The organism is Micromonospora fiedleri, from assembly GCF_016774385.1.
Lineage (GTDB): Bacteria > Actinomycetota > Actinomycetes > Mycobacteriales > Micromonosporaceae > Micromonospora > Micromonospora gifhornensis.
The window spans coordinates 37,606-61,185 of record NZ_JAETXL010000017.1 but is presented as its reverse complement, the minus strand read 5'-3'; the positions used below and the strand labels follow the sequence as shown (position 1 = coordinate 61,185).

Genomic DNA, 23,580 nt, shown 5'->3' with positions numbered 1-23,580 from the left:
GAGAAATGCTTGAGACCTGTGGATCGGTCGGGAAGGGGCGTACCTTCCCGATGATCGGTTGAGGATCTCGAGTGAAGGCCGACGTTGGCGCGTCGGTCGGGAAGGTACGCCTGGTGCTGACTGTAGTCGCCGAGGACGGGGCGAGGCGTGAGGACGTCTCGCTGCTGGATGACATCGTGCGGGAGGGTGCCCGGCGGATGCTGGCCGCCGCGCTGGAAGCGGAGGTTGACGCGTACCTGGCCGAGCTGGCGGTCGAACGCGATGAGCAGGGCCGGCGGCTGGTGGTGCGTAACGGCCACGCCCAGCCGAGGGAAGTGATGACCTCGGCTGGCGCGGTGCAGGTGCGGGCGCCGCGGGTCAACGACAAGCGCGTCGATCCGGAGACCGGGCAGCGGAAGCGGTTTCGGTCAGTGGTCCTGCCGCCGTGGTGCCGCAAGAGCCCGAAGGTGGCCGAGGTGCTACCGCTGCTGTACCTGCACGGCTTGTCGACCGGTGATTTCGTCCCGGCCCTGGAGTCGTTCCTCGGCTCGGCCGCCGGTCTGTCCTCGGCCACGATCACCCGGCTGAGCAAGCAGTGGACCGACGACTACCACGCCTTCTGCAAGCGGGACTTGTCCAGCGTCGATTACGTGTACGTGTGGGCCGACGGCATTCACGTCAACGTGCGCCTGGAGGAGGACAAGCTGTGCCTGCTGGTGGTCGTCGGGGTCCGCGCCGATGGGTCGAAGGAGCTGGTCGCCCTGGCTGACGGCTACCGAGAGTCGACCGGTTCGTGGGCTGACCTGCTGCGTGACTGCGCTCGTCGGGGTATGCGGGCCCCGGTCCTCGCGGTCGGTGACGGCGCGCTCGGCTTCTGGGCTGCACTGCGGGAGGTCTTCCCAGACACCCGGGAGCAGCGCGACTGGGTGCACAAGACAGCGAACGTCCTGGCCGCGTTGCCCAAGTCAGCTCATCCGGGCGCGAAGGCCGCCCTGACTGAGATCTACAACGCCGAGGACAAGCGGCACGCCCGTGCTGCGGCGAAGCGGTTCGCTGACGCCTACGGCGTCAAGTTCCCCAAGGCCGTCGCCAAGGTCGTCGACGACCTCGACGAGCTGCTGACGTTCTACGACTTCCCCGCCGAGCACTGGATCCACCTGCGTACCTCGAACCCGATCGAGTCGACCTTCGCGACGGTGCGCCACCGGACCCGCGTCACCAAGGGCCCCGGCAGCCGAGCCGCTGGCCTGGCCATGGCGTTCAAGCTGATCGAGTCCGCGCAGGACCGGTGGCGGGCGGTGAACGCACCGCACCTGGTCGCCCTGGTCCGCGCCGGCGCTACCTTCATCAACGGCCAACTGGTCGAGCGCCCAGCCGACCTGGCCGCATAGTCCACCCGACAAGCCCCAGGGAGCGCCAAGCATGACCATCATCGACAAGATCGCCTGGATCCGCCTCGAGAACGGCGCGATCCTCAGCTCCCGATCACGCGGCAAGGACGTCTACTACATCCCGGGCGGCAAGCGAGAACCAGGCGAAGGCGACATCGACACCCTCGTCCGCGAAATCCAGGAAGAACTCAGCGTGATCATCGCTCCCGACACCGCCGAGCACGTCGGAACCTTCCACGCCCAAGCCCATAGTCACCCCGACGGGACGATGGTCCGCATGACCTGCTACACCGCCGACTACCAAGGCGTTCTGCAGCCCAGCAGCGAGATCGAGGAGATGGTCTGGCTCACCCACGCCGACCGCCACCGGGTCTCCCCAGTCGACCAGATTATCTTCGATCATCTACACGAGACCGCGCGCATGCGCTGAGGCAACGTCAACACCCGTCCACAGGTATTGACAATTTCTCCGAGACGCCGGGTAGCGCATTTCGTGCTATGCCTGAGCGTTATTTGGCGGAATGCTTGTATGCGAACTGCGGCGTATACCAGGCGCGGCTGGAGACTCGGCGTAACCGGGCCTCCCCGGATGCCGCCGGTTGCTCTGAGGGCTTGCTGGCGGCGAGACGACGAGCTGTCAGGTGGCCTCACCCAAGGACCTCTGGTCGCTGTGTAGAGCTCGACCGGCTGTGTGATTATCGAGTCGCTCAAGCTGGCTGTCGGCGGCCAGCCGGATTTCCCCGTGGACGGCCAGTTCCGAAGCTACGGAAGGTAACCACGGGTTGCTGATCGTCCGGCGTTCACGAAGGCGACGATCTCGTCGAGTCCAGGGCGATAGCCGTCGCTGGTGTTTACCTCGATCTCGGGCACGCCGAGCCGGACAAGCTGGAAGCCGTGGTGGCCGACGGCATGGATCTGATGGTCGCCGAGGTATGCGTCGGCGTGGGCACGCCGGATCGAGTTCTCGTCCTGCCGTCGCTGGATGCGATCAAAGGCTGTCTGTGCGGTGACCTGGCAATGCACGACCCGAACGTCGGCCATCCCGATCAATGGCTGCAGGCCGGGGCGCCAGAGGCGGTCTTGGAAGGCTGCCTCGGCGACCGTGGTGACGCCTGCGGTCAGGAGCAGCTGCAGCACCTGGCTAACGCGTTGTTCGACGCCCACCGTGACGATCCGGAGTTCGGCTACCGGTTCCTGGTCGACGAGGCCCGCGACGCCGGGCAGCCGATGGCCGATCGCACCGCGTGGCGGATCTGTTCCGGTAACGGCTGGTGGAGCGCGTTCGGCAAGCGCAAGCGTCGCGGCAAGGGCGGCAAGCCAGGTCCACCCGTGCACGACGACCTGGTTCAGCGGGATTTCACCGCCGACGGCCCGAACCGGCTGTGGCTGGCCGACATCACCGAACACCACACCGCCGAGGGCAAGCTCTACCTGTGTGCGATCAAGGACGTCTGGTCCCACCGGATCGTCGGCTACTCCATCGACTCGCGGATGAAGTCTCGCCTGGCCGTCGCCGCGCTGGACAACGCCGCCGCCAGACGCGGTGACCTGGCCGGTTGCATCCTGCACACCGACCGCGGATCCCAATTCCGGTCCAGGAAATTCGTCCGAGCCCTTCACCGCCACCGGATGGCCGGATCGATGGGCCGCGTCGGCGCCGCCGGCGACAACGCCGCCATGGAATCCTTCTTCGGACTGCTGCAGAACAACGTCCTTAACCGGCGATCCTGGACCAGCCGTGAGCAACTCCGGATCGCGATCGTGACCTGGATCGAACGGACCTACCACCGCCGCAGACGCCAGCGGTCGCTGTCCCGGTTGACCCCCGTGGAATTCGAGACCATCATGCACCCACCGGCCAGTCAGGCCGCGTGACTACACCTGTCACCTGCCGGTGCAGCAGACCCTTTCGTTTGATGCACTAATGGCTAGTTGACGATCCGCCGGATCGCCGCGATCTGGTTGATCCAACTGCCGAGCCGAGTGATCTTGACGACGTCGCCGGTTGTTGGAGCTTGGATGATGAGTTGTTCGCCGAGGTACATGCCGACGTGGCGTGGGTTGGTCATGGTGCCTTGGCTGCCGGGGATGAGGATGAGGTCGCCGGGTAGTAGGAGTGCAGGGTCGGCCACGGGCTTGCCGGTTTTGGCCTGGTCGGTGGTGATGCGGGGGATGGCGATCCCGGCGGCCCGGTACGCCGCCTGCATGAGCGATGAGCAGTCGCACTGTTTGTCAGGGTTGCCGGAGTGGGGGTCGGTGCATGACCCCCCGAAGTGGTACGGGGTGCCGAGCTGGTTCGCCGCCCAGAAGATGGCGGTGGCGACGGCGGGTGGGGTGTTCGCGGGTAGCGCGAATCCGTCCGGGAGGGCGGCGAGCACGTCGGTGGCGCAATCGGTAAGGGTGTTGGCCAGCTGGTCCACCAGGTGCAACGCGTCGTCGATCCACCTCGCGTACGCGTCGGGAAAGGCCGAGACCTGCACCGTCTGGGCGGCTTGGGTGAGTGGCATCGACTCCCAGCCGGGCACGGTCAGGAGCTTGTCGAAGAACTTCCCGGCTTGGTAGGCGGGCTCGGACAGTTGCGTGACGGTGCCCCATCCCTGGCTTGGGCGTTGCTGGAACACCCCGATGGAGTCGTGGTCGTTGCCGTCGCCGAGGTGGGGCAGGTTACGCAGGCCGGACTCCTGCATGGCGGTGGCGACAGCGACGACCCATCCCCAGCGGGGTATGCCTTTGGCGACGCCGACGTCGATGATGGTGGCGGCGATTTCTAGCTGCTCGGTGTCCCAGGTGCCGATGTCGGGCTGTGTTCTGGTGGGGCGCGGGGCGGGCGCGGCGACGGTGCTGCATCCGTTGGAGCTGCTGCCGGTGACGGCCGACAGGAGGAGCATGGGTAGGCCGAAGCAGGCGACGATGACGATGGTGACGACACCGATGATGGCTTTGGTCATCGTGGTTGACCTTCCGTTGCAAACGAAGAAGGGTGGCGTGCGTGGCCGGCAGGGGTGGACTGGTGCTGTGGTTATGCGCGATGGATGAGCGGTAAGCGCCTGGCGGGGATATCGCGGAGGAAGCCGGCGATCAGGCCGGCGGTCTAGCGGTGGGTCAGCCGCTCGCGGTCGCGGTCGTAGACGCTGCGGTTGGTGCGGTACGGCGTTTTCCTCGGGTGGTGAAACGGAAAAGGGCCGTGGGCCGCCCGCGCGGGCGGCCCACCTTGAGCGGTCGGGTCAGTTGATGGATGTCTGGAGGACGTGGGCGGCTTGGCGTAGCAGGTGCTCGATGTGCCGGCTGGCGTCGTAGTGGTCGTGGCGGCTGTCGATTTCTGCGGCGTACGTCCAGTCGAAGGTGCCGTGGGCCATGGCGGGGACGTGCCAGAGGTCGCCGCCGTGGTCGAGGAAGAGGGCGCAGCCCCAGGTATGTCCCGTCGATGAGCAGTGGGGCGGGTGGGTGCCCGGTGATGTCGAGTTGGGCGACGATCCGGGGTGTGGTCAGGTCGGTGGTCATGGCGTGGGTCCGGTTGAGGGCGGTGCTGGTCGGGCCGATGAGGCTGACTGCCCGCTGGTGCGGGTCGTCGAGCCGGGTCAGGCCGTACGCGGTCGCCCAGGTCGGGACGTCGAGGGGCTCGGTGTCACGGGTGTGGCAGCGATCAGGGCCTGTGCGGCGTCGATGGAGAACACCCACGGCCCGAAGTGGAACCACTGCGGCTGCCCGGGGGCCGGTCATGTGTCGCCTCCGTTGTGGGTGAGGCGGGTGTAGATCGCGACGCAGCGCAGGATCAGCTCGTGTGACGGTAGGGTCAGCAGCCGCTGTCGTTTGTCGTCGCGAAGCTGGTCCCAGATGAGGATGGTGACGGAGGCGGACCACACGTCCACGATGACGCCGTCGATCTTGGCGTACTGGCGCTCGGCGACGATGCGCCGCAGCGTGTCGATGAGCGTGGCGTCGCCTGCTGGGTGGTTGGCGTCATCGGGGCGCTGGGCCTCGGGGAGCAGCGTGTAGCAGTCTTCGCAGGTGTAGTCGATGCGCGGTGGGTTCTCGGTTTCCCACCGCTGCACGTCGGCGGCATGGAGTCCGCACACCGACTGCCGTAGGTCGCGGGGGTGGCGGATGTGGCCGCTCATCGGCTGCCAGCCCGGTCTGAACCCCACGTCGTTGTGCTCAGCGTTGTCATGGGGCGTGTCCCTTCCTTCGCAGGCCGGGGCGGCGGCACGGGTGGCCGCCGCCCCGGCGGTGTGGACGAGGTGTGGTCAGACCTTGAGCAGGTCGAAGGCGGCCACCTTCAGCTCACCGGCGTTGCCGGTGAGTACCCGGTTGGCGCGGGCGATGTCGTTTTTGGCGGGCTGGTAGTGGTCGAGGTACTCGGTGATGGCCTGGAAGCCGGCCCACCGGCTGCCGGTGATGGCTTTCTGGGTGTCGGCCTCGCGGATCAGGTACTTCAGCGTGCCGAGCCGCTGCTTGGCGTTGTTCTTCGTCTGCTCGGACGCGTTGTCCTTGACCGGCCACACCTGGCCGACGACCTGCTCGAACTCGCGCATGGTCATCTCGGTCTGGAGCATCCGTTCGGCGGCCTTCTCGAAGGTTTCCATGTACTTCCACATCAGCCCGAGGGCTTCGCGGGCCTGGCTGATCTGGGAGTTGACGTTGGAGGTGTGCCGGAACGTGTAGTGCCCGACCGCGTTGGCGAATGCGGCCCGCTGGGTGTTCGCGCACACGACTCGGATGGGGCTGGCGTCCACGCGCAGCGCGGCGGTGCCGTCGTGGCTGGTGGTGCCGATCAGGTACAGGTCGAGGCGGTCGACCCCGGCGATCTCCATCGCGTCCGGGAGCTTCATCGTCACGAACACCGACTTGCCACGACGCAGGCTGCCGGCGGTCTCGAAGTGCGCGCCACCCACCTGATCGACAAGACGATCCAGCATGTCGGCGCACTGCTCGTTCTGCACCACCGTGTAGTCGGTGCCCACGATCCCCAGATACTCAGTGGCGCCGGTTACCGGGTTGCGGCGGACGGTCATCCGCTTGTCGTCGGCGGGGATCTGCACCTCGACCCCATCGACGATGTCAATGCCGACGGTGCGGATGGTGCGGACACCCCAGTCGCCGAGTTGGGCGGCAGCCATGATCTCTTCGGCGCGCATGGTGTCCTGGGTGACGGTGCCAAGCTGGTGCCAGGCCGACAGGCGGGCGCTGGCGAAGGCGGTGGTTCCGTCCGCGAACCTCTCCAGTTCGTGCGGCACGGGTGCTCCTCTCGATGCGGCCGCGGGGGCCGAGCGCGCGGCTCGGCCCCCGACGGCGGGGGATGGGTGTGGGTCAGGACTGCGCGGTGCTGCCCGGGTCGGCCTCGGCGGCGGCGCCACTGTCGGTCGGTGCCGGGTGGACGAAGGTCAGCGGGTTGTCGGAGACCAGCAGGATGCGGCCGGCGGCGGCGGCCTTCGTGAGGTTGTTGCGCACCGCCCCGTTGCTGACCGCCCGGTTGAGCTGCGCGGCGAGCGCGGTGGCGATGTCCTGCGGGGTCATCTGACGGCCGGGGCTGGCGGCCAGATAGTCGAGGGTGAGCCTCTCCAACTCGCCTCGACCGAATGGCTGGTTGCCGTCGGCGTTGACGGTCCCGTCACCGCTACGGGCCACGGTGCGGGTGGTGGCCGCTGCGCGGGGGGCGGTGCGGGTGGGCAGGGTGACGATGTGGGTCTCACCGTCCGGTCCGACGATGTGCAGCGTGCCGTCCGGACGGATCAGTGGCAGCACCGCCGCCGTGGCGCTCGGCGCGTTCGCCAGGCCGCGAATGACCTGACAGCAGAGCGGGCAACGGGGTGGTTCCGGGTTCGGGTCGACCTCGCTGGCTTTGGTCGGGCCCGGAATCCACCGCTGCGGCTCGCCGGGCAGCCGGCGGGCGGCGTCGGCCTGCTCCATCGCGGCCAGCAGCCGGGTAGCGGTGACGTGTCCGATGCCGCTTTCGGCGACGATCAGGTCGAGGGTCGCGCCGTCGTCGCCGTAGTCGGTCTGGTCGGCCTGCTCGGTGTCGCCGATGTCCGGCTGATCGGCCGCGTTGTCGGGGTCGATGCCGTTGAGTGGAACGGTCTCGTCCGGGTTAACCGGGTGCTCGCCGCCGAGGTCGGTGGCGTCGTCCGGTACGGCGTCGGCGGCCTCTACCGAGGTGGCCAGGGTCCACCGGGTGGGCGTGCCTTCGGCCGGGTCGGCGTCGGTGTCCACTTCGGCGATCAGTCCGGCGTCGGCGAGGGTCTTGATCGCCTTGTCGGTGGTCGACCGGGCCTTGCCGGCCTTGTCGGCCAGTTCGTGGACGTTGCCCTGACCGAGTTCGGTCAGGGCGTCGAGGACGGCCTGCGTGGCAGGCGTCAGGGACAGGTTTTCCATCGGTCCCTCCTTGGGACTTGTGGTTGGGATGCCCGGCACGGGGTTGTGGCCGGGCGGTGGTGCGCCGGGTCGCGGGCAGCGGCCAGCGCGGCAGGCACGTCGATGCGGTGTGCTGCCGTGTGGGGCGCTGCGGGGATTGCGGCCCGGTGGCCTCGGGGCTGCGTGATGCGGCTGAGGGGTTAGTGGCCGGCGCCGGCGGTCTCATCGCCGGTGTGGAGGACGTAGAGGCGGTCTTCGGTCGGGTCGCGGTAGATGCCGGCGTCGGCGTGGGACAGCCGCAGCGGGTTGACGCTGCCGGGTGGGCGGAGCCTGGCGTCGGACGTGCCGACCCGGATGCGGGTGGTGTGTCCGGCGAGGTTCTGCCTGCGGCAGGAGTCGGTGTGTGGCAGGACGACCAGGACGGTGTCGCCGGGGTTGACGTAGCGCCGTCGTACCGTCTGGCCTGGATGTGTCTGTGCGTACGCGGCCCGTGCCTCGTCGCCGATGAGGGTGTCGATCCAGTTGCGGGCGTACCGGTACTCGCGGGCCAGCTCCCGGACGGTCTCCACGCTGCCGGCGACCGTGCTGGCGGAAGCGTTCAGGTCGTCCTCGTTGATCAGTGAAGTGCGCAGCCGGTCCACCGCGAGCAGCAACTCGGTCCGCAGGTGCCGCAGTGTGGCGGCGGCCTCGGGTAGGTGTGCGGCGGCGGGGATCGGGTCGGCGGCGTGCTGATCGAGGGTGCGGCCGGTGGCTAGGGCCACCCATCGCCCGATCGTGTCAAGGTGCAGCATCAGCATCCCCTGACCTAGCTGGCGAGGTGGGCGAGTTCGGCCGGCGTGAGCTGTGCGGGGGTGCGGCTGCGCCAGGCGTCGGAGTGGCGCAGGTGCCACCAGCGCAGCAGCGACCGGCAGGCCGAGGCAAGGTCGTCACACACCGGAAGCGGATACACCATCCCGGACTGAATCCGGCGATGCTGCGGGTCGGTGTACGCGGTCGGCGCCCATCCCTGCTCGGTTTCGGTGACCTCACCGACGACACGGTCCGGGTAAGGAATGGTGAAGGCGCTGGCGGCCTCGGTGTCGGGCACCACCAGCCAGGTGCCTGGGTCCTTGCGCCGTAGTGTCGCCACGCCGCGCGACGGGTCGCTGCGTCGCAGGAGCAGGTGCCGCTCGTCGCCGTCGCCGATCGCCCGGTGGTTGCGCCACCCGCGGTACGCGGTGACGAGCGCGGCCCCGAGGATGATGTGCCGCTCGCGGGCGACGAGCGCGCCGGTGAGGGCCTGTCCGTAGCCGGCGATGTGTAGGTCGGCGCGGGCAGCCAACCCCTGCCGGGCCCTTTCCGCAAGGTCACGCACCCGGACGAGGGACTGGTCGAGGGTGGCAGAGCTGTCGGTGAAGTCGCGGGCGGTTTTGTGCAGGACGCGGGCGAGGTCACCGAGCGCGTCGAGGGCAGCCGTGTCGTGGCGCCACAGCTGCTCGGCCAGGACGTCGTTGGTGTCGGCGGCGATACGCCGCAACGCCGGATCGGTCAGGAACATCGAGGAACTCCTTCTCTGGTCGGGTTGTGGGCATGGCGAAGGCCGGTCGCAGCGGGGGCTGCGACCGGCCTTCGGAGGTTTCAGGCGGGAGGGATCAGGCGATGGCGACGGCGCACAGGCGAGCGCTGGAGCGCAGGCCGCGCAGGTAGGCGCACGCCTCGTTGAGGAACCGGAACCGATCCGCGACAGAGTCACTGTCCGGGGCGAGGAGCCGGCCCTCGGTGGTGATCAGCGCGTCGCCGATGAGCGCGATGCGCCAGTGGAGCCCGACGTAGGTGGCTTCGCCGGCCTGGTAGACGGACAGTTCGTAGGGGTCGAACGAGGCGGCGAGCATCGCCAGGACGCGGGGCTGCTGTTCGAAGCGGCGGCGGGCCTCGTTCAGGGTGACCTTGCCAGGGTCGGCGTGGTGCTGGGCGAGGTAGTCCTCCCACGGGCGGGCCGGCCTGGTGGTGGCGTTGATGTGGGTGTTCCACGCACGCCAGCGAAGGCCAGCGGCGCGGGCGGCCTGGGCGGTGGTGCCGGTCAGGTCGAGGCGACTCTTGCGGCCTCCCGCGGCGAGGGTGACCGCGCCGAAGCGGCGTGCGGCGTCGAGCAGGTAATAGCCGAGGAACCGGGTCAGCCACCCGATCAAGCGGCGGTGCCGGACGCGGTAGCGGCGGGCCGGGGTGCCGTTGGCATGCAGAAGGTCGTTGACCTTCTCCGAGGCGGCGAACCAGTCGGCGTCTTCGCCGGGGGCGAAGCAGACGGTGACGACCTTGTCGGTGAGCGACGTGGGCTTGGGCATGGCGGAGTGCTCCCTTCGCGACAGGGCGGGGCATGGATGGGTGTAGGGGTGGTGCCACCGGATCGCGGCGTCTGGACCAGGAGAGCTGCCGTGGATGGCGCGGGCGTGGATCACGAGCCGACCGGAGGGTGAGCTGTGAGGGTGATCCCGCTGGCGCGGGCAGATCCGAAGAGGAAACAGACGAGCGGCGGTGCGAGCAAAGAGAAGAAGCTGCACCGTAGCGTCGTGACCTGACAGCACCATCCCCTGTCAGGAAACACGACCATGCCTCTGACCTGCGGTGACAGAATCCGCCGTGCGCCTGTCAGGGGCTGTCAGAGAACGAAGTCCCCGTCGTCTTGGTAGTTCGGGTTGTCCGCTACCGGCTGGCCATGGTCGCTGGGCAGCTCGGCGAGCCGGACCCGGCCGGTGGCGCCGGTCGGGAGCCAGACCGCTTCGGCGGGCTCGCTGGTGTGGGTGGCGGTCGCGACCGGAACATCGTCGTGCTCGCCACGTAGGAGCTGGTGGAGGTGTTCTTCGCGGTGTTCGCTGCCGAGCCAGAACAGCACCGGGTAGCGGGGTCCGCCGCGTCGGGTCAGGCGTGCGTACCGGTCGAGCTTGGTCACCACCCGGCTCCGCAGGGGCTCGGTGCCGGTATCGGCTTCCAGGAAGAACCCCACCGTGGCATCGCCGACACTCCACAGGCCGTGTCCGTCGGCGGTGATGGTCCGGAACTGCTTGGTGGTCAGCGTCTCGGACCACCACCGGTCCAACCGCGCCTCTGGGTGCTGCCGGGCGTGGGCGGTGAGGCGGACGAAGAACTCGTTCGCGGTGAGCAGGTGCGTCAGGTGTGGGTTCGCCGAAAGTCGCTGCGCGGTCTGCCGGCTGGTGCGCAGGGTGGGTTCGGGCCGGTGGTGGGCGGCGGCCTGGAAGCGGTGCCCGTGGTGGCCGAGCGTCCAGTGCCACGGGTGGCTGCCGCCGCCGTCGCGGGCGAACCGGAACCGGGCCAGCAGGCCCAGGGCGGCCAGCTCACCGAGCCGGATCTGACAGGTCCGGCGGGCGTGGAACAGCATGCGGTGAATCTGGTCGGTGGTGAGGACCTGATGGTCGTCGAGGAGCTGGAGCAGGAGACGGTCCCGGTTGGTGATGTGGGGATAGATAGCCAGCAGGCTGGCAGTACGCGATTGCGGCATAGATGGCTCACCCCGTGGAGAGAGAATCCCGTAGGGAGTCTGGATAGGTTGATCTTGCGCATGACCCCGCCGTGGGGCCGGTTTGGGCAGGCCAGGCACCTGACAGGCCGAGTGCGGGGGGGCTCGTCTGGGGTCTCGTGTCGTGGGCACCCCCAAACGAGCCCCCGATGCCGCACCCAGCCGAGGCCCCGAACGAGCGGCTTCGGTGCTCAGCGCTCGCGGGAATTCATACGCCGCTTCATCGCCGTGCGGGCGAGTTGCTGCATCGGCGGCTCTTCGTCGGCGCGAGCGTGGGCGGCGGCGCATTCCAGCCGGATCGCGGTCGCCTCACCCACGACCGGCGCCGGTGGGTTCGTCACGAAGGTGAACCCGGGTAGCTCCCGGTTGCCGACCAGCAGCCGGGCGGCGGCGGTGTAGACGTCGAGGTGGGCGAGGTCGTGCTCGTCCAGCTCGGGTTTGGTGTGCCGGGACAGCTCCCGCGCGTCGGCCGGGTCGACGTTGAAGAACACCTTGCTGCGCGCGTTCGCCGACACCGCCGCCGCCACATCATGGGGCAACTGTGCCAAGTCCTGGTGCGCCAGCACGAGCCCGAGCCGGAAGCCGCGCGCCTCGGCCAGCATGTCCCCGACGCTGCCCGGCAATGTCAAAAAGTTTTGACATTCGTCAATGTATAGGTTGGCGTCCTTTCGCTGGTCTTCGGGGATGGAGGCGCGGGCTATGGCGGCCTGCCACACGCGGGCGACGATCATCGACCCGAGGATGCGGCTGGTCTCCTCACCGAGGATGCCCTTCGGTAGTCGGCACAACAGCACACCCCCGTCGAGGACCTTGCCCATGTCGAACGAGCTGTGCGCGTTGCCGATGACGCTCTTGACGAAGTCCCGCAGCAGAAACGCTCTGAGCCTGGCGAGGACGGGGGCGATGACCTGGCCGCGGAACTGCTCGTTGATGCCGTCGTACCAGATCCAGAACCCGGCGAGCCCATCCGGGTCGTCCAGGCCGTGAGTGAACCGGCCCCGGAACTCCCGATCCTGCAACAGCGACGGCACCAGACTCAGCGTCGGCTTGGCGTGGCGCATCAGCGTCAGGCACGCCACCCGCATGGTGTCGTCCATACGGGGACCCCACTGCCCCTGGAAGATCTTCGCGAAGATCCCCACCAGGTTGTCCACGGCCAGGTGCCGGTCACCGCCGTCATCCAGGGGGTTGAAGCAGGCCGGGTTCTCCTGGTCCGGGTCGATGATCACAATCTTGCTCGCGTGGGAGGCGGGGAGCCGGTCGAGGATGTCGGTGATCAGGTCTCCGCGCGGGTCGATGACCACCGTCCCCCTGCCCGCTTTGATGTCGCCGAGGATCATGTTCAGCAGCAGCGTGGACTTGCCGACGCCGGTCTTGCCGACCACATGCACGTGCTGCCGGGCGTCGGTCACCCGCAGGCCGACACTGTGGTGGCCGATCTGCGACCGGCCCAACACCTTCACCCCACGCCCGCCGGAGGGCACCTGCACCGGCGCCGGCACCGCCTTCGCCCGCGCCCGGTCCAGGCCCGGCACCGCCAGGCCCAGTGGCAGTGCGGCCATCGCGGCGAGTTCCGGCACGGTGGCCAGGAACCCCCGCCGCAACCTGCGCCCGGCGATCGTGGCGACCGGTTGCGGCATCTTCATCCGCCGCAGCCGGTTCGGGCCCGTGTACGCCGCGGCGGCCGAGGCGATCGTGTGCCCGAGCCCGACCAGGCGTTCACGGATCTGCTTCGCCCGCTGCGCGTCCGGTGGGGTCTTGTCCGGGGCGGTGGCGACGGCGAACCGGACCGCGATCTCGAAGTGCGGCACCCGCACCGCCTTGTCCACGACCGTGCGGGCGTCCGCGCTGGCAACCGGGTCCCGCTCGGTTACCCGCCCTGCCGTGGCTGGTGTGCGGGTCCGGGCCGGGTTGGGCGTGAACGCGTCGAGCAGCCACAGCAGAGGCTCGATCGCCAACCGGGCCGCCCCGGAGACGGCGCGGGCGGCCACGTCGGGCCGCCCGCGCGGATAGGTGTTGGCGCCCGCTGCGGCCCGCCGAGCCGCGCGGACCCGGCGGGCGGGTGCCGGGCGGGCGAGGATCTGCACACACGCGTGCTCCCGATGGCGGACCTCGGCCCCGGCGGCGAGCAGCGCCCGCAGCGGATCGGTGTCATGCTCGGCGCGCAACGGCAGCACGTCGCTGTGTTGCGGCCAGTGCGCCCCGCCCACCTCTTCGCCCACCTCGCCGGGGATCGGCGCGGCGGCGTCGGCGGTGGTAAGGGTGGCGGCGGGCCAGGCCGCCCGGACGGCGGCCTCGACCGCGCCGGGCGGCACCGTGCCGGGCACCCAGACCCGGATGGTCAGGGCACGGCCGGTCCAGGTGTACTCCCACCCGACGTGCGGATAGCCGAACACACGCCGACGCCACACCGACGGTGTCAGCACACCCATGAGGGTGGTCCAGAACGCGGCGGCGCCCTCGGCGGTGACCTCGGGTGGGGCGGCGATGGTCAGCCACCGGGCGTCGGCCGCGAACCGCCGGTGCCGCCATGCGAGGAGCTGATCGTGGACGAACACCGTGCCGACGATCGCGGCGGCGGCGAGGAAACCGAGCCACGGCCGGACAATGACCCACTGCCACACCTCGGTAGGCCAGGTCGGGGCGGTCATCATTCGGCCTCCCCGACACCCGTGACGGCGATCCGATGCTCTGCGGCCGATCCGACGCTCCTGAAGGGGATCCGCGATCGGCCCGCGACGAGCAGACCCTCGCCCCTGGGCGCCGACAGCAGCAGCCGCGACTCCCCGGCGGTCAGGCTGAACGCCTCACTCACCGCGTCGATGGACTGCGTGCTCTGGCGCATCAACACCTGGGTCGCGGCGTTGGACACGACGGCGAGACCCAGGTCGGTCGAGAGCACGTCGGCGGCGTCCTGAGTGATCACGCACAGCCCGGCGGACCGCTTCCGGGCGGCCTTGGCCATCCGGAACAGAAACCGTGCGCCCTCGCCGTCGCGCATCAACAGCCATGCTTCGTCCACCACCACGAGCCTGCGCCGCCGGCGCGAACTCGTGGGCGGGGTGTCGATGCCCGACCAGATCGAGTCCAAGGCCAGGAGCGTGCCGACGGTGCGTAGCTCGTCGGGCAGGTGCCGCAGCGACCACACCACCAGATGTCCGGTCGACGTGGTGGTGGTCGGCCCGCTAAACAGGCTGGCGAAGTTTCCCAACGTCCACGGGGCGAGCCGCGCCGCGAGCTGCCCGGCGGCCGGGTCGTCATCCGCGTCGAGGGTGGCGGCCAAATCCCGCAGCAACGGGGCGGGTGTGGTCCAGGTGGCCGGGTCGCCGGTGATCCCCGCGGTGGCGTAGGTGGCGGTGATGGCCCGATCCAGGGCGGCGCGTTCGGCCGGCGGCGGTGCCGCGCCGAGCATGACCGAGATCAGCGTGTGCAGGTACAGGCCACGTCGGGTGAGAGTGTCGGGCCGGTTGTCGGCAGGCAGGTCGAGAGGGTTGATGCGGACGTCCGGCTGGCCGAGCTGCACGACGCTGCCGCCGACGTGCTCTGCGAGGGGCGCGTACTCGTCCTCCGGGTCGATCACGCTGACGGTCGTGCCCTGGTACAGGTTGCGCAGGACTTCGAGCTTGACGAAGTAGCTCTTGCCCGCCCCGGAACGGGCGAGGACGACACTGTTGTGGTTGTCCTGCGCCCACCGGTCCCAGACCAGCACCCCGTTGCTGGTCGTGTTGACCCCGTAGAGCACACCCTCGGGCGGGGCGACGGTACCCGGTGCCGGAGCGGCGAGGTCCGCCGACGCGAGCGGGAAGGCGGCAGCGAGGGCGGTGGTGTCGAGAATGCGGCGCATCCGCAGCGGGTCCACCCCGACCGGCAACGTCGCCACCCAGCCTTGCTGGTGGCGGAACGTCGCCGGCTGCAAGTCCAGCAGAACACTCGCGGCTGCCGACTTCACGCCCGCCGTGACGGTGCGCAGCTCGTCCAGGGTACGGGCGTGGACGGTGACGTAGATGCCGGTGTCGAACAGCTTCGCCGCGCCCCTGGCAACCCGTTCGGCGAGGTCGGCGGCATCGGCGGCTGCCGCCTCGACCATCGGGTCACCGAGCCGTCCCTGATCGGCATCCAGGCGGCGCGACGATTCGAGGCGGGCGCGCTGGCGTTTGAGCATCGGCGCGGCCAACTGCGGCGCGACGGGATCCACGTGCACCGCCACGTCGACCCGTCCGGGATAGGACAGCAACGGATCGAGCCATGCGGGGCCGACCTCGGCCGGGTATCCGCACACCGCGTAGGTCGCGGCGTACCCGTCGCCGACTTGCACATGCCAGGGGGTGACCGACAACGCGGCCGGGGAGGGCATCCCGTCCCCGGCCGCGACACTTTTCTTAGATTTCCACAGGTTCACGATGTGCTCCGTGAGGTGATCGGGGCGCCGGGCACCGCGCGAGGGCCAGGCACCGGTGGGGAGAACGGATCGACCGCGTTAGCGAGGGCGGACGCGACGGCCGGCCCGTCCAGTGCGGCGGCCTCGACACCAAGGCCGGACAGGGCACGCACGGCCGTGTCGGCGGCGTGCGCGCCGGTGACGACGGCGAGGACCTGGCGGCGTAACGGGTCCCGTTCGCTGTCGAGGTCGAGGAGGAACTCGGCGTAGTCGTCGGCGGCGGCCTGCAACGCAGGGTGTGGCAGGCGCGGCGCGTGATCGACGGTTGCCTGCGCATACGTGGTCAGGTCGTGCCGCTGCGCGGCCACGACGATCTGCGCCGGTCCGGTCAGGCTGTTGAGGAACCGACCGAACCCGTCCACCAGCGCGCCCTGCTCGCCGCCGGTGCGTAGGTGGATGTTCGTGGTGCCGCAGGCGATCAGCACCTTGTCGCTGCCCTCGCTGGTCAGGACTCCGGTCGCGCTGACCGCCGTGACCGGCGAGCGCAGCGGCGCCGGAACCCTCGGCCTTCCGACGACGGCCGCGACCGAGCTGGCCCGCGCGGTGCCCGGCGCGAAGACGCGCGGGCTGCGGGACAACGCGAGACCGTGGCGTAGCCACACGTCCAAGGGCAGGCCATCGCGACGGCCGAGCGCCACCACGACCGCGATCGCGAACACAAGGACCCCGGCGACGATCCACGCCACCGGCGGAAGCAGGTGCCCGTACGCGCGGTAGATCCCGAACCCGGCCAGGCCGACACCACCGACGATGCCGAGCTGCCGGAACGTCAGGCCGAACGCGATGCGATCCGGCTCGTTGACGTTGGCCGGCACGACGGCCCGCGGGATGTCATCGAGGTTGGTCATGTATCACTCCGTTGAGGTAGACGTGGCGCATCCGGCAGTAGTGGTGGCCGGTGCGGGAACTCATGTCGACCGGGTTGGCCGTACCGGGATTGGCGTACGACCGCCCAGACCGCGAGTCATTCCTTGGACGGCGACGGTCCGCAGGATGAGTCCGGTGATGTTCGGCGGCCGGCCCTGGTGAGCGACGAACCGGCTCATCAAGCTCGGGATCTTGATCGTGGTCCACAGGACCACGATCACGAGCAGCAGGTTCAGGGCGTCCGAACCGGGCAGACCGAGCAGAATCGGCAGATTCGCCTCCGGATCGACCAGCAGGTTGATGCCCGCCGAGAACGCGACCGCCTGCAACGTGGGTGTCGCCAGGCAACCCAGCAGGGTCCGCCACCACAGGTCGGCGGCGCCCTGCGTCCATGGGGTGGCGTAGCAGGCCAGCGCCACCGGCGCGATGCCCGCCAGGATGACCAGCATCCCGATCCGTACGAGCCAGGTGCCGATGAGCATGAACATCAGCACCACGATGAGCAGCCCGATAACGGCGATCAGCAGGGCGTTGCTCGGGTCGGTCATCGCCGACGCGACGCGCGCGCGAACGAAGGTGATGGCCTCGGTGGTCGGTGCGGACTCACCGGCCATCGCCACCGTCAAGGCGTTGGCAATGCTGATGAGCACGCCGGTCAGCGGGACCGCGAACGCGGACAGCACGAACCCGACCACGAGCCGGGGTACCAGCTGCTTGACCTGAAACTGGGTTTCGACGGAATCACCGAGCATCACGGCGATACCGGCGGCGATGACCGCGAGGACAAAGCAGGCGCTGACGACCAGCGCACTGTTGCCGGCGACCGATCGCACCTGGGGCAGGACGGTGACGTCCGGCGAGACGAAGATCGATGACGTGAGGAAGGCCAGCAGGCCGCCGAGAAGGTCGTTGACCGTCTCGGCGAGCCAGCCGACCAGGCCGTTCATCAGCCAGTTGACCATGACCGTGGCCGCCTAGCCGCCAAGGATGCCCTGCAACACCTGCAGGATCACCGGGGCCAGAACCGCCAAGGCGTAGCCGATCAGGGCGCTCTTGAAGTTGCCCTTGGCCTGCTCGACCTGGGCCGGGTCGCCGCCGGCCGTCATGTAGCGCAGGCCGCCGATGACCAGGAACATCGTCGCGACGAGCGCGATGATGCCCATGATCCAGCCGGTGATGTTGGAGATGACCTGGTTGATGCTGTTGACCGCCAACGGCTGCGGCGTGGCGGCGAGTTCGGACAAAACCGAGAGAGTCGTGTGCATTGCGGCGCTCCACAAGGGATTTGCGGGGCCGCCGCGGTGAGGACCAGGGCGAAGGACCGGTGAGGTCCGGTTGGGGGCGCTCCTCCCTTGCCTGATGCGAAGGGGTTGCGGTGTCAGTACGCCGCGCCAGCCATGCCGGACCCTGGGGCCCCGCCGGAAGGAAATGGTCCCCACCGGGCGGGCATGCCGTGGATGACATGCAACGCCCAGAACTCGGCTGTCAGGCCGATCGAACCCACCCCACGCCTGTCACGCCCTGACAAGACCGGACAGCGACTCACGTCGCCGCCGCTTGACGATGCGCTGTCCGGTGCCATCGAGACTGTGCCGATGGTGCCTGTCGAGCAAGCCTAATGTCAGACGGCGGACCCACTCGACAGCTACACTCCGTAACTTTCGGGTCAGTCGCGCTCAGACCGGATCGCGGCGGACGAGTCGATGCGCGATGGATGGCGCAGCGGATCAAGCTGCCTATTCTCGGTGGTCGAGCCATTGGCGCACTGCCGGGAGGTCGATGTCGGTCAGTCCCACGTACGGGTCGACGCGTCGCAGCAGCGCCGGGTGTGGGTGATGTGCGGCGATCCATCGCCGGTCGGCGTCGGTGATCTCGTCGTCGAGCCAGACAAACGGACGTTCTGCCGCCCACCGCGCCACCGACGCGGTCTTCCAGTGCATCCCGCTCGGTGGTTCTTCGTCACCGTCGATCCAGTCGACGACAGGCAGAGCAGGTAGGCCGAGCCGAGGTACCACCACCTCGTTCGCCTCGGCCATCCAGGTACTCGCCCAGACCAGTTGACCCGGAAAGGCGAGGAGCCACCGTCGTCGGGTTCAAGACGATCTAGCAGGGGATTGCCGTCGCAGTCGGGATCGTCTCCCGCGCTGCTGTTGCGCTGACGACCGGCACCGGCTGACGTAGCGGGATGAGCACGCCGTCGATGTCAACAAAGATCGACGGTCTTCCGTCGCTGGCAGCCACCGCCGAACCGTACCGCTCATCGGCGGTCAGCGGTCGTCGCGGTCAGCTACCCGTACCTGACGTAGCGCGCGGCTCGCGGCATGAGAGGGTGCCGTCGCTAAAGTGACCGCGAGCGTTGAGCACTTACAAAAGTCCGCCGCAACAGTTGGGTGGCGTTCGTAGACGACGGTCACCGTGAGCCAGACCAGGTTGCGACGTCGTGGAGCTTCCTCGTGATGCGCTACGGTTCAAAACGTGGACGATACGCTCCTGTGGAACGGCGCCAACGTAGGCAACTCAATCCACCCAGATCAGGGCCCAGACTTTCCCACTGTTCTGCGGGGCTGGTGTCTCCGTCGGGAGTGGGAAGCTCACCTGCGGGTGTTCTGCGGGGACTGGCGATCTCTATCACCCGACGACCCGGACCACCCTTATCTCGCCACAATGAACGGTTGTGCCAGCCAACGCTTCCTGATCAGGTGGCGCAGCATCGGTGGCGTGCCGGTCCGTTTTGGCTGCGGGACGGTCGCGGGCGACGTCGGGACGATCGTCGAGAACGAACTGCCAGCGCCGGCAGTACGCGGTTGGGCCGAGCTTGACGGCTGCGGATGGCCGCTCTGGCAGTTCGTCCAGCAAGAGAACGGAAGCAACCTCGGCGACATTGCCGTGGCGGTGCAGTATTGGATAGCCTCGGCCTGATCCGATGGTGTAGCTCGGGCTCCTCTGCGGTAGCGTGCGCCCATGCCGCTCGCCAAGCCAGTCATTGGCGCCTCAGACGCATGGATTACCCCCAGCCTGGTGGCGTCTATCTGCGCGCTATTCTTCACGATCGGTTCGTTCTGGTGGATCCAGGTTCGCCGTGGCCGGCTTCGCAGCTATCCGCCGCAGGTCTACGCAGCCGCCTTTGGACCAAACAAGATAATGATAGTGCTACCCCTGGTGATTCATAATCCGGCACCGGCGCCGCTGGCGGTGGTTGGGCTTCGATTGCGGGTCGACTTACCCGAAGCAAGGCGTCGGGATGTTGCCGAGCCGACGGCCGACTTCGTCGCTCTACCAAAGATCATGCCGTGGATTGCTTGTCGGTCTGACATCTACTCCGACTCACGGACATACAACGCGCCGTTTGCAGTGGATGGACGAGGGATGGTGGAGAAGTTCGTGGAGTTTCAGTGGGATGGTCCACCCACGACGCTCGCAGACGGTCCCTACGTCGTCACCGTAGAGGTTCGGTCGGCTCCGCGTCGGTGGTGGCAGAAGGACAGATGGCACCGGCTGCTTCAATTCGACCTGAACACGCAGCTCTCCACCGAATCCCGAGCGTCGTTCCTAACTCGGACAAATGACCTAGAGTTCACGGGTCCGACATCCCGTGCATGGAAAGGCCAGTAACGGCAGCGATTAACTCAATCATCAACCGTCCCGATAGGAGACTCGTGAGTATCCAGCAGGATCGGCGAGAGTTGGAGCGCAAGCAGAGGGCGCAGTCGGAAAGCGCGCGCAAGGCCGCAGACCTGCGCGCCAAAGAGGCGCGCAAGCGCGTTGACGCAGCCAGAGCCGATCAAGCAGCCGGCCGCACTCGCAGCCCTTCGCAAGCTCAAAGCAAGAGACGCGAAGCCGTCCGGGCCTTGGAGGCTGCCAACAAGTACGGCCGAGACGCATCCGCGCTGGAGGCCAAAGCCGCTGGCTATGGCACCGATGCGGCGAAGCTGCAAACCAAGATCGCGAACGCAGAAGCAGCTGAACGTCAACGGGCCACCCGTCAGCAGACTATCGCCCAGCGGGCAGCACAGGTCCAGCAACGCCAACTCGCCCAGCAGGTTGCACTATCGCAGGAGAGAATCGCCATTTCAGAGCAGGCGTTGCATGCACTCAGCGCGCCGAAAGCCGAAAAGCTCCGTATCCTCATGTTGGGCGCGTCGTCCGAGGGAGACCTCCGCGTCACCCGCGAACACACCAGGATCCGCCGAGCAGTCGAAGCTGCACTCCACCGCGATCAAGTTGAGATTGACGTGCGCCTTTCGGCTACTACGCAGGATTTGCAGGACGGCATCGCCAAATTCCGCCCCCACGTCGTCCACTTCTCCGGGCACGGCGATGAGCAGCTGATCGCCTTCGAGGAAGATGTAGATGACTTCCACTCCGGCATCGTGGTGACTGAGGTGATCTCAGCAGCGCAAAAGTGTTGATTAGTACGACACGGGCGAAGGTGTCGAGTCGGGCGGTGATGGAAACAGGCGTGGAGCCATCGATAGACACGTCCTTGCGACAGAAACACGTCTTCGAGAGGGCTCCACGTGATTGCCTATCGTGCCATGGTCGACGTCCCGAGGGAACTCGTGCAGCATCTCGGCCGGCTGCTTGCCGCCGAGCGTCGAGCCAAGGGGACCCGGCGCGGCACTCGCGCGTTGACCTGCTTCTACCAGGCGTTGTTGGTGCTGATCTGGTTCCGCAAGGGCGAGGACCTGGCCCTGCTCGGCGCGGGGTTCGGGATCTCCCGGGCGACCGCGTACCGCTACCGCGACGAGGGCATCGCGGTACTCGCCGCGCAAGCAAGCGACTTACACACCGCGCTGCGCCGTGCCGCCGACGACGGCTGGTCGCACGTGATCCTCGACGGCAAGCTGTTCGACTGCGACCGCCTCACCGAGACCACCCTGTCGGTCAAGGGCGAGACCATCGACGCCTGGTACTCCGGAAAGCACCGCGACTTCGGCGCGAACATCCAAGCGATCATGCGCCCAGACGGGCTGCCGATCTGGACCTCGCAGGCTATGCCCGCGCATCTGCACGACACCAGCTGCGCCCGCGAACTCGGTGTCACCGCCGCATTGAACTGGTCCGCCGCCGAACTCGACCTGCCCACCCTGGCCGACTCCGGCTACGAAAGCGCAGGCCACGGCATCAAGACACCGATCAAACAGCCCGCCGACGGCAGCCGACTCGCACCCGACAACCGCGCCTACAACCGGCTGCTACGCGGCCTGCGCTGGCAAGGCGAACGCGGCTTCGCCATCCTGACCGGACGCTGGAAAACGCTCCGCCACACCACCGCCAGCCCACGCCGGATCGGCGAGATCGTCGCCGCCGCGCTACACCTGACTCACTTCGAATACCGCTACCTACCCGAATCTTGCTGAGATCACCTCACTGCGAGCGCCTTCGCCTCGGCGTGCCAAGCCACCGACTCGCCGCCGACCCTGATCGTGTTCAACGCCTGCAAGTCCTCCGGCACCGCCGATGCGCTCGTCGACCGCTTTGCACCCTTGGCGATCGGCATGACAGACAGCATCGACGACGGCGACGCCCTCAACTACGCGGCCGCCCTTTACTCTTCGGTTGCTAACGGCCAGTCAGTCAACTCCGCCCATCTTGCGGGCAAGGCCGCCATCGAACTGTCAGGCGGGGAGCACGAATTGCCCTACCTCGCGACTGCTCAGGGCATCGACCCGACAACAGTTTTCCTAGTAAAACACCCGCCGACTGGGTAAGCCCGCCAACAAGATCGAGTGCGCTCTCATCGGCAAATCCGCGCGCCGAGGAGGCGGCTGGGCTCAGCAACAGCATCACCCAGGCGACGGGTCGCCGGACGTAGATCGAACTCGGTGCCGCTGTGCACTTGCAGCCGTACCTACCTACCTCTGCACTCGGAGCTGTATGCCGACAGAGGCCGCCCCGGGCGAAAGCCGGGGCGGCCTCTGTCCGAAAAGAGTGGGGCGTTGTTAGGCAGCCATGCCTTCGCGGCGGCTGGACGAGTGGATCGGGCCGGAGAGGTGGCCTCGCGTGATGGCGGCGGCCACGATGCGCTCGGCTCGTCTTCTGCGCATGCGCAGGGCCGATGCGGTCACGCCTTGCTCGGCGGCCAGGTGCTCGATCAGGGCGTCGCCGAATCGGGTCGCGCTGATCAGTTCGGCGGCGTCGGTGGTGATCAGGCCGGTGGCGGCTGCCCGGCCGAGCAGCAGGTCCGGGTGCCCGTAGGGCATCCGTGGTGAGCGCGATCCGCTGGACAGGTCGGGCGGCAGTTCCTCGGCGTCGTCTGCCTTGACGACCGCGACGCCTGCGCGATAGGCCGCCCAGCACAGTCGCAGCCACAGCCGGGGTGGGGCGAGGTCCGCCGTGCGCAGGGCGTGGAGGAACCCGGCGAGGACTTCGGAGTCCACGTCGTCGGCGTGCCGGGCGTAGCCGCGGCTGATCTTCGCTGCGAGGTGCGTCAGCGCGGGCAGCGCTACGCCGATCGCGCCGACGACCCAGGCGGGTCCCCATTCGCGGGCGTGGTGGGCGAGTTGCCGCCACAGCTCGTCGGTGGTGGTGCTGTCGTAGCGCTCGAATATGAGCAGCTGGCGTAGCTTGTCCAGCGGCATCGTGGTGTCCGGCAGGCCGGGCACCGGCCGTGCGTCGAACACCAGCGGCGCGGGTTTGCACGTCAGCAGCTCGAATGCCGTCTCGGCGGTGGTCAGTGCCGTGTCGGCAGTTCTTGTGCGGCTGATGGTTGCCATGGTGATGTCCCTTCGACGCGGAGCGCGCCGCCTTGTGCGAAGGCTCCGTCCGCACCGATTGGGACAGCTCGACCTGACACCAGAGGCGATTGTCGGACCGGGACAGGTTGTGTCCGGGTCTGTCAGGTTCCGCCCTGTCAGGATGCCCCGCACGCCCGGTCACAGGGCTGTCAGGCGGCCGGGGTGACGGATTCTGTCAGGGGCGGGGTGGGTTCGATCGGCCTGTCAGCGGCGCACTGGGGATCGTCAGTACGCCCGCCGGTCCGGGGGCCACCGTGCCTATGACCGATAGAAACCCGCGCCGCGCGCCGAACCCTGTGGGGGACGTGG

Annotated in this window: 24 protein-coding genes and 1 pseudogene; 8 read left to right on the top strand and 17 right to left on the bottom strand. The window is 68.3% G+C overall.

The window, feature by feature from the left end:
• The first annotated feature begins 113 nt into the window (after window positions 1–113).
• Together JMF97_RS29405 and JMF97_RS29400 are read left to right on the top strand one after the other, a co-directional pair.
• Window positions 114–1,370, top strand: a complete 1,257-nt coding sequence (locus JMF97_RS29405) for an IS256 family transposase (protein WP_203223457.1) — start codon at window positions 114–116, stop codon at window positions 1,368–1,370.
• 31 nt (window positions 1,371–1,401) lie between these two features.
• Window positions 1,402–1,800, top strand: coding sequence for an NUDIX hydrolase (locus JMF97_RS29400; protein WP_203223458.1), 399 nt, complete (start codon window positions 1,402–1,404; stop codon window positions 1,798–1,800).
• Window positions 1,801–2,132: 332 nt separating this feature from the next.
• On the opposite strand, the gene JMF97_RS29395 is transcribed toward JMF97_RS29400, so the two are convergent.
• On the bottom strand, window positions 2,133–2,534 hold the full coding sequence (locus tag JMF97_RS29395; protein ID WP_203224500.1) for a P-loop nucleotide/nucleoside kinase family protein: 402 nt from the start codon (window positions 2,532–2,534) through the stop codon (window positions 2,133–2,135).
• On the opposite strand from JMF97_RS29395, the pseudogene JMF97_RS29390 reads away from it, so the two are divergent.
• Window positions 2,505–3,245 (top strand): annotated as a pseudogene (locus JMF97_RS29390) (IS3 family transposase); the annotation flags it as partial. The gene JMF97_RS29395 and the pseudogene JMF97_RS29390 overlap by 30 nt on opposite strands.
• Window positions 3,246–3,298: 53 nt before the next feature.
• Here the strand turns inward: JMF97_RS29390 and JMF97_RS29385 are convergent.
• From JMF97_RS29385 to JMF97_RS29320, 15 genes are all read right to left on the bottom strand, one after another.
• Complete coding sequence (locus tag JMF97_RS29385) at window positions 3,299–4,318, bottom strand: C40 family peptidase (protein ID WP_203224498.1); 1,020 nt, start codon at window positions 4,316–4,318, stop codon at window positions 3,299–3,301.
• A 276-nt stretch (window positions 4,319–4,594) separates the two neighbouring features.
• The gene (locus JMF97_RS31855; RefSeq protein ID WP_273543965.1) at window positions 4,595–4,726 is read right to left on the bottom strand and encodes a hypothetical protein; all 132 of its coding nucleotides are present in this window, start codon (window positions 4,724–4,726) and stop codon (window positions 4,595–4,597) included.
• Between the two features lie 360 nt (window positions 4,727–5,086).
• Complete coding sequence (locus JMF97_RS29380) at window positions 5,087–5,488, bottom strand: hypothetical protein (protein WP_203224497.1); 402 nt, start codon at window positions 5,486–5,488, stop codon at window positions 5,087–5,089.
• A gap of 126 nt (window positions 5,489–5,614) precedes the next feature.
• The gene (locus JMF97_RS29375; RefSeq protein ID WP_203224496.1) at window positions 5,615–6,604 is read right to left on the bottom strand and encodes a DUF932 domain-containing protein; all 990 of its coding nucleotides are present in this window, start codon (window positions 6,602–6,604) and stop codon (window positions 5,615–5,617) included.
• A gap of 73 nt (window positions 6,605–6,677) precedes the next feature.
• Window positions 6,678–7,739, bottom strand: coding sequence for a helix-turn-helix domain-containing protein (locus tag JMF97_RS29370; protein WP_203224495.1), 1,062 nt, complete (start codon window positions 7,737–7,739; stop codon window positions 6,678–6,680).
• Window positions 7,740–7,918: 179 nt separating this feature from the next.
• A complete protein-coding gene (locus tag JMF97_RS29365; RefSeq protein WP_203224494.1) occupies window positions 7,919–8,509 on the bottom strand; it encodes a hypothetical protein in 591 nt (196 codons plus the stop codon).
• Between the two features lie 14 nt (window positions 8,510–8,523).
• Window positions 8,524–9,255 (bottom strand): hypothetical protein, encoded by a 732-nt coding sequence (locus JMF97_RS29360; RefSeq protein WP_203224493.1) that lies wholly within the window; start codon window positions 9,253–9,255, stop codon window positions 8,524–8,526.
• 94 nt (window positions 9,256–9,349) lie between these two features.
• Entirely contained in the window at window positions 9,350–10,039 is a 690-nt protein-coding gene (locus JMF97_RS29355; RefSeq protein ID WP_203224492.1) for a hypothetical protein, read from the bottom strand.
• A gap of 314 nt (window positions 10,040–10,353) precedes the next feature.
• Window positions 10,354–11,211, bottom strand: coding sequence for a replication-relaxation family protein (locus JMF97_RS29350; RefSeq protein ID WP_203224491.1), 858 nt, complete (start codon window positions 11,209–11,211; stop codon window positions 10,354–10,356).
• A gap of 209 nt (window positions 11,212–11,420) precedes the next feature.
• Complete coding sequence (locus JMF97_RS29345; protein ID WP_307817137.1) at window positions 11,421–13,880, bottom strand: DUF8128 domain-containing protein; 2,460 nt, start codon at window positions 13,878–13,880, stop codon at window positions 11,421–11,423.
• Complete coding sequence (locus JMF97_RS29340; protein WP_203224505.1) at window positions 13,880–15,583, bottom strand: VirB4 family type IV secretion system protein; 1,704 nt, start codon at window positions 15,581–15,583, stop codon at window positions 13,880–13,882. The genes JMF97_RS29345 and JMF97_RS29340 overlap by 1 nt, the downstream gene beginning before the upstream one ends.
• A 41-nt stretch (window positions 15,584–15,624) precedes the next feature.
• A complete protein-coding gene (locus tag JMF97_RS29335; RefSeq protein ID WP_203224489.1) occupies window positions 15,625–16,515 on the bottom strand; it encodes a PrgI family protein in 891 nt (296 codons plus the stop codon).
• A gap of 60 nt (window positions 16,516–16,575) precedes the next feature.
• Window positions 16,576–17,496 carry a conjugal transfer protein TrbL family protein gene (locus JMF97_RS29330; RefSeq protein WP_203224488.1) on the bottom strand — a complete coding sequence of 307 codons (921 nt, stop codon included), beginning with the start codon at window positions 17,494–17,496 and terminating at the stop codon, window positions 16,576–16,578.
• A gap of 12 nt (window positions 17,497–17,508) precedes the next feature.
• Window positions 17,509–17,799: a pilin gene (locus tag JMF97_RS29325; RefSeq protein WP_203224487.1), complete on the bottom strand. Its 291-nt coding sequence runs from the start codon at window positions 17,797–17,799 to the stop codon at window positions 17,509–17,511.
• A 471-nt stretch (window positions 17,800–18,270) separates the two neighbouring features.
• Window positions 18,271–18,570, bottom strand: coding sequence for a hypothetical protein (locus JMF97_RS29320; protein ID WP_238360386.1), 300 nt, complete (start codon window positions 18,568–18,570; stop codon window positions 18,271–18,273).
• Window positions 18,571–19,009: 439 nt separating this feature from the next.
• On the opposite strand from JMF97_RS29320, the gene JMF97_RS29315 reads away from it, so the two are divergent.
• The 5 genes from JMF97_RS29315 to JMF97_RS29295 all read left to right on the top strand — a co-directional run bounded on the left by JMF97_RS29315 (window position 19,010) and on the right by JMF97_RS29295 (window position 22,245).
• Window positions 19,010–19,453 (top strand): hypothetical protein, encoded by a 444-nt coding sequence (locus JMF97_RS29315; RefSeq protein ID WP_203224486.1) that lies wholly within the window; start codon window positions 19,010–19,012, stop codon window positions 19,451–19,453.
• Between the two features lie 42 nt (window positions 19,454–19,495).
• Complete coding sequence (locus tag JMF97_RS29310) at window positions 19,496–20,146, top strand: hypothetical protein (RefSeq protein WP_203224485.1); 651 nt, start codon at window positions 19,496–19,498, stop codon at window positions 20,144–20,146.
• 44 nt (window positions 20,147–20,190) lie between these two features.
• A complete protein-coding gene (locus JMF97_RS29305) occupies window positions 20,191–20,943 on the top strand; it encodes a coiled-coil domain-containing protein (RefSeq protein ID WP_203224484.1) in 753 nt (250 codons plus the stop codon).
• Between the two features lie 126 nt (window positions 20,944–21,069).
• Window positions 21,070–21,894 (top strand): transposase family protein, encoded by an 825-nt coding sequence (locus JMF97_RS29300; protein ID WP_203220950.1) that lies wholly within the window; start codon window positions 21,070–21,072, stop codon window positions 21,892–21,894.
• Window positions 21,895–21,960: 66 nt separating this feature from the next.
• Window positions 21,961–22,245, top strand: coding sequence for a hypothetical protein (locus JMF97_RS29295; protein WP_203224483.1), 285 nt, complete (start codon window positions 21,961–21,963; stop codon window positions 22,243–22,245).
• A 231-nt stretch (window positions 22,246–22,476) separates the two neighbouring features.
• Here JMF97_RS29295 and JMF97_RS29290 read toward each other — a convergent pair whose 3' ends face one another.
• Window positions 22,477–23,250 (bottom strand): hypothetical protein, encoded by a 774-nt coding sequence (locus JMF97_RS29290; RefSeq protein WP_203224482.1) that lies wholly within the window; start codon window positions 23,248–23,250, stop codon window positions 22,477–22,479.
• Window positions 23,251–23,580 lie beyond the last annotated feature (330 nt).

Excerpts from the sequence above, each read along its gene's own strand:
- JMF97_RS29340 (WP_203224505.1), bottom strand. The coding sequence starts at position 15,583 with ATGCCCTCCCCGGCCGCGTTGTCGGTCACCCCCTGGCATGTGCAAGTC.
- JMF97_RS29365 (WP_203224494.1), bottom strand. The coding sequence starts at position 8,509 with ATGCTGCACCTTGACACGATCGGGCGATGGGTGGCCCTAGCCACCGGC.
- JMF97_RS29325 (WP_203224487.1), bottom strand. The coding sequence starts at position 17,799 with ATGCACACGACTCTCTCGGTTTTGTCCGAACTCGCCGCCACGCCGCAG.
- JMF97_RS29360 (WP_203224493.1), bottom strand. The coding sequence starts at position 9,255 with ATGTTCCTGACCGATCCGGCGTTGCGGCGTATCGCCGCCGACACCAAC.
- JMF97_RS29290 (WP_203224482.1), bottom strand. The coding sequence starts at position 23,250 with ATGGCAACCATCAGCCGCACAAGAACTGCCGACACGGCACTGACCACC.
- JMF97_RS29355 (WP_203224492.1), bottom strand. The coding sequence starts at position 10,039 with ATGCCCAAGCCCACGTCGCTCACCGACAAGGTCGTCACCGTCTGCTTC.
- JMF97_RS29370 (WP_203224495.1), bottom strand. The coding sequence starts at position 7,739 with ATGGAAAACCTGTCCCTGACGCCTGCCACGCAGGCCGTCCTCGACGCC.
- JMF97_RS29330 (WP_203224488.1), bottom strand. The coding sequence starts at position 17,496 with ATGGTCAACTGGCTGATGAACGGCCTGGTCGGCTGGCTCGCCGAGACG.
- JMF97_RS29380 (WP_203224497.1), bottom strand. The coding sequence starts at position 5,488 with ATGAGCGGCCACATCCGCCACCCCCGCGACCTACGGCAGTCGGTGTGC.
- JMF97_RS29320 (WP_238360386.1), bottom strand. The coding sequence starts at position 18,570 with ATGGCCGAGGCGAACGAGGTGGTGGTACCTCGGCTCGGCCTACCTGCT.
- JMF97_RS29350 (WP_203224491.1), bottom strand. The coding sequence starts at position 11,211 with ATGCCGCAATCGCGTACTGCCAGCCTGCTGGCTATCTATCCCCACATC.
- JMF97_RS31855 (WP_273543965.1), bottom strand. The coding sequence starts at position 4,726 with ATGGCCCACGGCACCTTCGACTGGACGTACGCCGCAGAAATCGACAGC.
- JMF97_RS29400 (WP_203223458.1), top strand. The coding sequence starts at position 1,402 with ATGACCATCATCGACAAGATCGCCTGGATCCGCCTCGAGAACGGCGCG.
- JMF97_RS29345 (WP_307817137.1), bottom strand. The coding sequence starts at position 13,880 with ATGACCGCCCCGACCTGGCCTACCGAGGTGTGGCAGTGGGTCATTGTC.
- JMF97_RS29385 (WP_203224498.1), bottom strand. The coding sequence starts at position 4,318 with ATGACCAAAGCCATCATCGGTGTCGTCACCATCGTCATCGTCGCCTGC.
- JMF97_RS29310 (WP_203224485.1), top strand. The coding sequence starts at position 19,496 with ATGCCGCTCGCCAAGCCAGTCATTGGCGCCTCAGACGCATGGATTACC.
- JMF97_RS29335 (WP_203224489.1), bottom strand. The coding sequence starts at position 16,515 with ATGACCAACCTCGATGACATCCCGCGGGCCGTCGTGCCGGCCAACGTC.
- JMF97_RS29300 (WP_203220950.1), top strand. The coding sequence starts at position 21,070 with ATGGTCGACGTCCCGAGGGAACTCGTGCAGCATCTCGGCCGGCTGCTT.